Here is an 8078-nt window from a genome sequence, read left to right as displayed (position 1 = left end):
CATACTCAGGATGACTCACCTTTTGAGACATCCTCATCTTTATTATTTAGTTTCAATCATAGATTATTCTTCCAGAGCTTTTACGCCAGGTAAGGTTTTGCCTTCCATATACTCAAGCAAAGCACCACCACCGGTCGATACGTAAGATACTTTATCTCCATAGCCTAAGCTATTGACGGCTGCGGCAGAATCTCCACCACCGATCAATGAAAAAGCACCGTTTTCGGTAGCTTCTACGGTAGCTTCTGCAATACTTATTGTGCCTTTAGCGAAGTTTGACATTTCAAACACACCCATAGGACCATTCCACAATACAGTTTTTGATTCTTTAATGGTTCTTGAAAAAACTTCGCTAGCCTGTGGCCCGATATCAAGTCCCATCCAACCATCGGGGATTGAAGTGTTGCTTACCACATCTGTTTTTGCCTCATTATCAAATTTATCCGCAATTACGCTATCAAATGGTAACTCAAGGTTTACGCCTTTTTCTTTAGCTTTTGATATCAAAGATTTGGCTAAATCTAATTTATCATCTTCCACTAAAGAAGAACCAATTTGGCCACCCATAGCTTTGAAGAATGTATAAGACATACCGCCACCGATGATGAGATTGTCGACTTTGTCTAGTAGCTTTTCTATGATGAGTATTTTATCAGATATTTTAGCACCACCCATGATAGCTGTGTAAGGTTTAGCGGCTTTCTCTAAAACTTTATCAGCATTTTTGAGCTCTGCTGCCATCACGTAACCAGCGGCTTTTTCATCAAAATACTGAGCGACTATACTTGTTGAAGCATGCGCTCTGTGAGCAGTACCAAAAGCATCGTTTACGTAAATATCACCATGATCAGCAAGCTTTTTAGCAAAGTCCTCATCACCTTTGGACTCTTCAGAGTAGAACCTCAGATTTTCTAATAGCAGTACTTCACCTTTTTCTAAAGCACCAGACATGTTTTTAGCATCATCGCCAATGCAATCATCTGCAAATTTTACTTCTGTGTCAAACCTACCCGAGAGGTCGTCAACCAAATGCTTTAATGAGAATTTTTCTTCAGGCCCGTTTTTCGGTCGGCCCAAATGCGACATCAATACTACTGACCCTCCATCTGAGAGTATTTTTTTAATAGTGGGTACGGCAGCTCTTATGCGAGTATCATCAGTGATTTCATGTTTATCATTTAATGGCACATTAAAGTCTACTCTGATTAAGGCTCGTTTACCTTCAAAATTGATGTCATCGATTGTTCTCATTGTTAATTGTTGGTTTAAGTCGTATTAATTTTATTTAGCGGCAGCTCTTTTGAGTCTGTCGTTAATTGCTCGGCCCAACCCATGGTCGGGCACAAGTTCAGCAATTATGATATCTATTTCTTTGTTATCTAATGACCGCAATGCAGCAAAAAGGTTTTGAGCAGCCTCAGAAAGTTCACCGGAAGGCGCCAATATCATTTGCTTTTCTTCCGCTATGCCTTTTATCGCCTCTTTAAATGCTATTGCTCCCAATCTGTCTGTTTCTCCAATTTCCTTTTTCAGCTGTTGTAAATCACCCAGAATAATCGGCTTACCAGGGGAATAATGATTTTTAAGCATCCCCGGAGCTTTTGGGTTAGAAGAGGAGTGAGGTTTTAATGCTACTTTACCCACCAGGCTTTCTATCTTTTCTTTGCTGATACCGCCCATTCGGTGTATCACTGGTGAGCCATCCTCAAAACCGATTATGGTAGATTCTATACCTATTTCACATGATCCGCCATCTAGTATGTACTCAATCTTCTCACCCAGCTGATCGTTTACATGTTGGGCAGTAGTAGGGCTTACATAACCAAAAGGATTAGCACTTGGAGCTACTAACGGAAAATCAAGTTCTTTTAACAACTCAAGTGTGATCTTTTTGCCTGGAATTCGTACTGCCACAGTATTCAGACCAGAGGTTACAAGGTCTGGAATTATCGATTTTTTTTCCAGCAGAAGTGTCAAAGGACCCGGCCACAGACGCTCAGCGAGTATTTTAGCCTTTTCTGGAATATTACTTACATACCTGGCTACCTGCTCAAGCGAATAAGTGTGCATGATCAAAGGATCGAAAGAAGGACGGTTTTTAGTACTAAAAATAGCAGCTACTGCTTCCGCATTCAACGCGTTGCCTGCTAAACCGTACACTGTCTCGGTTGGCATCCCAATTAATCCACCTTTATTGAGTATTTCCTGCGCTTTTTGTATGTCTTTTCCTATTTCTGCCATAGCTACGCAAAAGTATTAATTTTTTCAGGCTGAGGTAGTTTAAAATCCATATATTTAGCTTGAACCAATGATTGAAATAATGAGTAATAAAACAAGATCAACGCTTAGACTGGTAGCTATCCTTATTGTCGCTCTTGCGGTACTTATGCAGCTTTCTATTGTAGTTATTCCCGCTCTGTTTGTTTATAAATTTTGGTTAGTTGTAATCGCTTTTGCTTTGCTTTTGATAGCCGGTAAATAGCGCACATTGGCAGATAATATTACATGCATAGGTTATCCGGCAATTTTGATTTTCTCTCCTAACAAACACCTTGTACCTTAGCTAATGAGAGTTGATCAAAGTTTCAACTTTCAAATGGTTACTTAGTGTTTTTAAAGTTTAAGAAAGGGAGCTTTGGAGAGAGGGCTCCCTTTTTGAACTTTTTTCGCCATCCTTAGAATCGACCGATTCCCTTTACAATACTCTACAAGTTCATCATTACTCAACCAGCCCAAATCTTTAGATTCTGAGCTAACTACAAATTGTTCATTTTCGTCAGCTTCAAACAAAAATCTCACATCATAATGTAAGTGTTCCGGCTCTTGCTTTCTCGCAGGTATAGTATGTATATCAATATCGAAGATGGTATTACATACCAGCTTTATACTCGTAAGCCCAGACTCTTCTAAAGCTTCCTTGGTAGCTACTTTTATAATGTCAGACTCACCATCAGCATGGCCTCCTAACTGTAGCCAACGATTGAGCTTTTGGTGGTGTGTCATGAGAAAACGCGTTCTGTCTCTGTTCACAATCCATGCAGAACCCGTTATGTGACCTACGGCCAACGATCGCTCAAAGCAATTGCTGCTTTCTTCTACAAATTGTAAAAAACTAGCCCTGAATTCTTTTTCTTCTTCGAATTCAGGGCTGTAGTTTTCTAACTTTTCAATTAGATCTTGTCTATGCAAAACTTTTTTATTCTATAATAACCGTGATCTTATTTAGCTTGCCTTCTTGTAAAGAATCGGTTTGTACACCTGCACCCACATTGTTTTTGTCGCCTTTTTCAGCGTTTACAAAATAGATAATAGGCTCCAGGTCTTTAAATTTCACATCTCCTTTATCATCAGTATGCATTACTTCAGTTGCAGGATTTGTTTCATTTCTATAGTCCTTTTCCGATTTAAATAGCTGTACCGCTACACCCTCTTCAAGGTTGCCCAGCTCATTTCTCACTGTGATTTTAAGGTTGGTTTTAAATAACTGATCGCTTTTAAAAGCACAAGCAACACTAATTAACAATATTGCTGCAATTATCTTTTTCATGGTTTTTATCTTTTTTAATTAATTCTGATTGTTCAACGTAATTATCGAATTAGTGTTATACCACCTCTCGATTCCTGCACTTCTGCATTTTCGTCAAATGTATTCTTAAACTGTGCTTTGTAAGCATAAGTTCCACCTTGCACTGGTCTGCCAGGGTCATTGTCATAGCCACCATTCCAACCTTCACCACTTACCATAAAGTCAAGGTCGCTAGACTGGAATACCAATTCTCCCCAGCGGTTATAAATATATATTTCAAACTCATCGCTGGAAACAAGGAATGGGAATATATTCCATGTTTGGTTTTGCTGAAGACTGCTTCCCGGTCTAAAGGCGTTAGGTGCGTTAATACGGGCTTTACAATCTTGTATCACATCTATTTCGGTGGTTGTAACACAACCAAATACATTGGTAAGCTCGGCTGTGACCGTACCAAAATCAGAGATAATGATACTATCATTTCTAAAGGTATAGCCTGGAGTGCCTGCAGTGATGCGGTTGCCATCGTCATCAAACCACTCTACACTAGTAAACCCTGGCTGATTGCTCAATAGTTTAACGCTATTAAGGTCTTCATCAGCCTCAAACGTACAAATGGCATACATTCTATCAAACGGGCTCGGGTCTGAGCTACCAAAGGAGACTGAGATTAGCTGTGCATTAGAGCAAGGACCTTCAAGTGTACCTGGAGCAACTACAACATATTCGTAGGTACCTTCACCAGCAGCAGGGATAGAAATACTAATCGAGTCATTGGCACCTATTACTTCATAATTTGGTATTTCATCACCAACACCACCATTTACAAATTCATTGACTGTGATTAAATTTTGCGTTGACGTATTTACATCTATAGCAATTACTTCACCGTCACATGATGGATTGATAGTACCAATCGTAAGATCAATTTGGTTTGGCTCGGTGATGGTTACATCTGCCGTTGTAGTACACCCGTTATTGTCGACTACTTCAAAATAATAATCACCAGAATTCACAGGATTTGTTGCTGTACGACTTTCATCACCACTATCTACTAAAGTATTGTTCGACTGCTGTCTAAACTCCCAATTAAAAGAAGCAGGTGCCGGTGCTGCACTAAATGAAAATGAAGCTACCCCATTTTCTCCGTTACAATCCGCATTGTCATCTTCATTAGCGTTAAGTACATAAGACACAGGGTCAGAAAGATTAAAAGTATAGGTATTTGAGCAACTGCCCGCTGGATAATCCTGCGTTACGGTCAGAGTATAAAATCCAGCCCCAAGATTAGTGACAGTTTCTGTGGTTGGACTTGTTACCGTACGTTGAGGTACTGAAACAGGTCCTGAGATACTGTACGTGACACTTCCAGTTGATGAGAATGGTATTTGAGCACTTCCGTCATTAGCGCCACACACCGATGGAGATGTGGTAGTAATAGTGCCTACAGTAGGTAGTGGATTGATCACAAAAGGTTGACGTGGGTCGCTGGCAGTAGCAAGGCCGCAGGTATTTAATATAAATAACTGTGCTTCATAATTACCTGGTGTCTGTGTGCTTGTGAAATTCCAGGTTGTATTGTTTGCATCAAGTGTAGGTGAGGTGGCTATAGTGTTATTATTATCATCATAAACCTGCACTACATAACTTTCTATTTCAGCATCAGGCAAAGGGTTGAGAACAGTGAAAGTCAAGCTTTGGTTTTGACAGCCACTACTTATCGATAAGCTGGGAGCAGGTGTACTACTGCCATTAAAATCAACAAAGTTGGGCAGCCCTAACCTGCTGTTATTAGATCCTCCATTTACCAGATCATTTCCTACATTTGGAAAATCGCCAGTGGTTAAATTGTATTGTGGGTCAAGTAAATCATTAGGGTTATTTATACTCCCCAGGTTTGTATCGCCATCTTTGGCGAAATAAATACTGCCTTGAGGTCCCCTTTGTAAAGCACCAATATCAACCCCTGCTTCCAAGGCTATCTCAGTTTCAGAGTCTCTAATATATTGCTCATCTGTCACCTGCCCGGCAATAGTTGTCGTGTCAATTTCCCACCTTACGATTCTCGTGCCTCCTCCAGAGTTTCTTAAAGAGGAAAAAAGCTTGCGATTATCTTGAGAAAACTCCAGCCCATAAGCTTGTCCACTTTCCGTAAAATCCAAAGTGATCACAGGTGTAACTGCACCCGTGGTAACATCAAAATCAAAAAGATCGATATAGTTTTCTGTATCTGATATCGAAAGAGCTACAGCGAGCTTATCACCAGATAGCTTCATATAACCCTGCGTTTGAGTAGGAGAAAAGTTATGGACTTCACCTACATTGGAAAAAACCGGGGCTCCGATGCCCTGACCAGTGATTGGATAGGCTCTGAAAATGTCGTTGTTGTACTCATGAGTGATTACCCAATTGGCATTTCCGGTAATTCTTTCTGTACTATTATCGTATAAGGTCGTAACGATGGGGTCTCCACCTTCTCGGACAAGGTCACCATCACCGTCTAGCATTTTTAAATCAAAAACAGCATACTTAAAACCAAATTGACCATTTGAATTTTCTTCAGTAAAAAATAAAAAGTATTGCGTGGCATCACCCGGATTCTCTACTATAAAAATCGACTGTGTCGCATTCTCACTTCCACCTAGATTAGTGGTGAGTTGGGTGCCAGCTCTATTGTACACTTCCTGACCATCGCTAAATAATAATGGGTCTCCATTACCATCACAATAAACGGCACAACCTTCCGGGGAAACCATCTGATTGCCACCATTGAATTCTGTCCCTCCGAAGTCGATGGGAGTAATTGGCCCGGGGTTTTGTACATCAAAGAGTGGGTTAAAATCAAGGCCTCCGTGGTCTCCAAAATACCATACGAACGCAAAGGTATTTTGCGCACCGTACTCAAATACTTGTTGTTCTAAATAGGCCTCACAACCTGTTGTAGGATCTGTGGCCACCACATAATAAGTGCCTGGCTCTACAAAAGTAGTTGTAGCATTAGCTTCTGCAGCCGATTGATTGGACCATCTTATGACAGCTCCGCTTGAATTAGCACCTTGAACTGAGGCCGTATATGTAACAATACTGGTAGCAGGGTCTTCTCTGTCTCCAAAATCATCCGGACACCAATATTGTCTTTGTGGATCTATAGAAATAGTGAGCTCAAAATCCTCAATGCTAACTACTCTTGTAACAGAGTCTATTGCACCGCCTTGATTAACTCGCATTGTGACATTGTAGTCTCCTGCGGCAGGATAAGTAAATGATCCTCCTGTGAGTGGCACATAGTTACCATCACCTAAAAAATCCCAGGTGATCGAAGAAAAGTCTGGTGTAACCTGAGGGAAAAAATAGGTTGGAACCGTGGCACATGTTCCGGAAAATGTAAAATCAACTGAAATAAGATCAAAAGGCGTTAGAAATGATGGAAATTGTTGTGCCTGGTAATCGGTATCATCAATGGGTTGAGGGTTATATAGCACCTGGTTAACATCATCTACATTTGGTGCTTCGATACGCCCGAGCTGAAAGCTACCATCACTAAGTGACTGATACAAATTATAAATGGCGGTGTCAGCACCATACTGCAACCCAAAGCTATTGTCGATGTCACTTGTTAATACCAGACTATCAGCTAATGGCGTTTCTGTAAGGTTTACTCTTCGAATTTCATCATTTGTGCCTCCAAAATCACCTGATATATAGACATAATTGCCATTACTGCTCCATTCTATATCAAAAATAGAGTTAGATGCAGTTATTGTACTAAAATCGGCTCCATCTAAGCTTAGGGCCCCGCTAGTCAGGTTGATATCCAGTAAAACGATAGTTTCTGCATTGGTTGGCGAAACAGCAATTTGATTGGTGGCTCTGCTATATGAGAAATTAGCTACATCGGTAGGTGCACCTGCTATCGAGGTCGAGGTGGTAGAAAGCCCTGTTTCATCAATTTGTGTTACATTATAATTTGTGGTGCCCAACTCGTGTGTAATCAACCAAAAGCCATCTTGCGGTGCATTTGAGATTACAATCATGCCTTCTGATAGTGGGTTGGTGGGTAGCCCGGGGTCTATCACATTCAAACGAGCCGGATCCATATCTCCATCAGGTGGTGCGGGGAAGACGGCATTGCGGTAAATGTTCTTGTCATAAATTGAATAGCGAATAAGTCCAGCATTATCTATTGTAAAGATGTAGTATTCACTTGTGTCGCCTGGAGCAGTCACGTCTTCAGGATTAAGAGCTACGGAAGCTGATTGATTTCTTGTGGTACTCCCCAATAAAGTGGCTATTTGCTCATCATCAGCTGCATACACATTTACACCATCTGTGTAAAACATAAGCTCTCCGTTGAGGTAATCTGAGGCAACCGCTCCGCCACCAATACCAAGTGTGTTAGGCAAGGTGATTATCTGCGGATCCATCGTTGGCCTGGTAAATTCAAGGCTATTGCTATTTGCACCAAAATGCCAGAAAATATCTCTAGTCTGGGCTTGAGAAGAAAGCGAAAGCAATAAAACTAAAAGGGAACTAAAGACACTTTTGAGCACTA

6 protein-coding genes are annotated in these 8078 nt (G+C 40.8%); 1 reads left to right on the top strand and 5 read right to left on the bottom strand.

All coding sequences use genetic code 11. From position 1 onward, the window contains the following. Positions 1-63: 63 nt before the first annotated feature. The gene (locus tag E1176_RS09940) at positions 64-1251 is read right to left on the bottom strand and encodes a phosphoglycerate kinase (protein ID WP_155210460.1); all 1188 of its coding nucleotides are present in this window, start codon (positions 1249-1251) and stop codon (positions 64-66) included. Between the two features lie 30 nt (positions 1252-1281). After that, the gene (locus E1176_RS09935; RefSeq protein ID WP_155210459.1) at positions 1282-2241 is read right to left on the bottom strand and encodes an L-threonylcarbamoyladenylate synthase; all 960 of its coding nucleotides are present in this window, start codon (positions 2239-2241) and stop codon (positions 1282-1284) included. Positions 2242-2320: 79 nt separating this feature from the next. Here E1176_RS09935 and E1176_RS09930 point away from each other — a divergent pair, with 79 nt between their 5' ends. Then, the gene (locus E1176_RS09930) at positions 2321-2482 is read left to right on the top strand and encodes a hypothetical protein (RefSeq protein ID WP_155210458.1); all 162 of its coding nucleotides are present in this window, start codon (positions 2321-2323) and stop codon (positions 2480-2482) included. Between the two features lie 131 nt (positions 2483-2613). Here the strand turns inward: E1176_RS09930 and E1176_RS09925 are convergent, their stop codons facing one another. From E1176_RS09925 to E1176_RS09915, 3 genes are read right to left on the bottom strand one after another with little or no spacing between them, the layout of a single operon-like run. Next, on the bottom strand, positions 2614-3189 hold the full coding sequence (locus E1176_RS09925; RefSeq protein WP_155210457.1) for an NUDIX hydrolase: 576 nt from the start codon (positions 3187-3189) through the stop codon (positions 2614-2616). 7 nt (positions 3190-3196) lie between these two features. Next, positions 3197-3547: a carboxypeptidase regulatory-like domain-containing protein gene (locus E1176_RS09920; RefSeq protein WP_155210456.1), complete on the bottom strand. Its 351-nt coding sequence runs from the start codon at positions 3545-3547 to the stop codon at positions 3197-3199. Between the two features lie 41 nt (positions 3548-3588). After that, positions 3589-7950 carry a T9SS type B sorting domain-containing protein gene (locus tag E1176_RS09915; protein WP_155210455.1) on the bottom strand — a complete coding sequence of 1454 codons (4362 nt, stop codon included), beginning with the start codon at positions 7948-7950 and terminating at the stop codon, positions 3589-3591. Between the last annotated feature and the right edge of the window lie 128 nt (positions 7951-8078).

The organism is Fulvivirga aurantia, assembly GCF_009711475.1.
In the GTDB taxonomy this organism is placed as follows: domain Bacteria; phylum Bacteroidota; class Bacteroidia; order Cytophagales; family Cyclobacteriaceae; genus Fulvivirga; species Fulvivirga aurantia.
This window is presented reverse-complemented; position numbering and strand designations above follow the sequence as displayed.

Bases quoted from the DNA above. Each gene is read 5' to 3' on its own strand.
- E1176_RS09915 (WP_155210455.1), bottom strand. From the start codon at position 7,950: ATGGATCCGCAGATAATCACCTTGCCTAACACACTTGGTATTGGTGGC.
- E1176_RS09940 (WP_155210460.1), bottom strand. From the start codon at position 1,251: ATGAGAACAATCGATGACATCAATTTTGAAGGTAAACGAGCCTTAATC.
- E1176_RS09935 (WP_155210459.1), bottom strand. From the start codon at position 2,241: ATGGCAGAAATAGGAAAAGACATACAAAAAGCGCAGGAAATACTCAAT.
- E1176_RS09920 (WP_155210456.1), bottom strand. From the start codon at position 3,547: ATGAAAAAGATAATTGCAGCAATATTGTTAATTAGTGTTGCTTGTGCT.
- E1176_RS09930 (WP_155210458.1), top strand. From the start codon at position 2,321: ATGAGTAATAAAACAAGATCAACGCTTAGACTGGTAGCTATCCTTATT.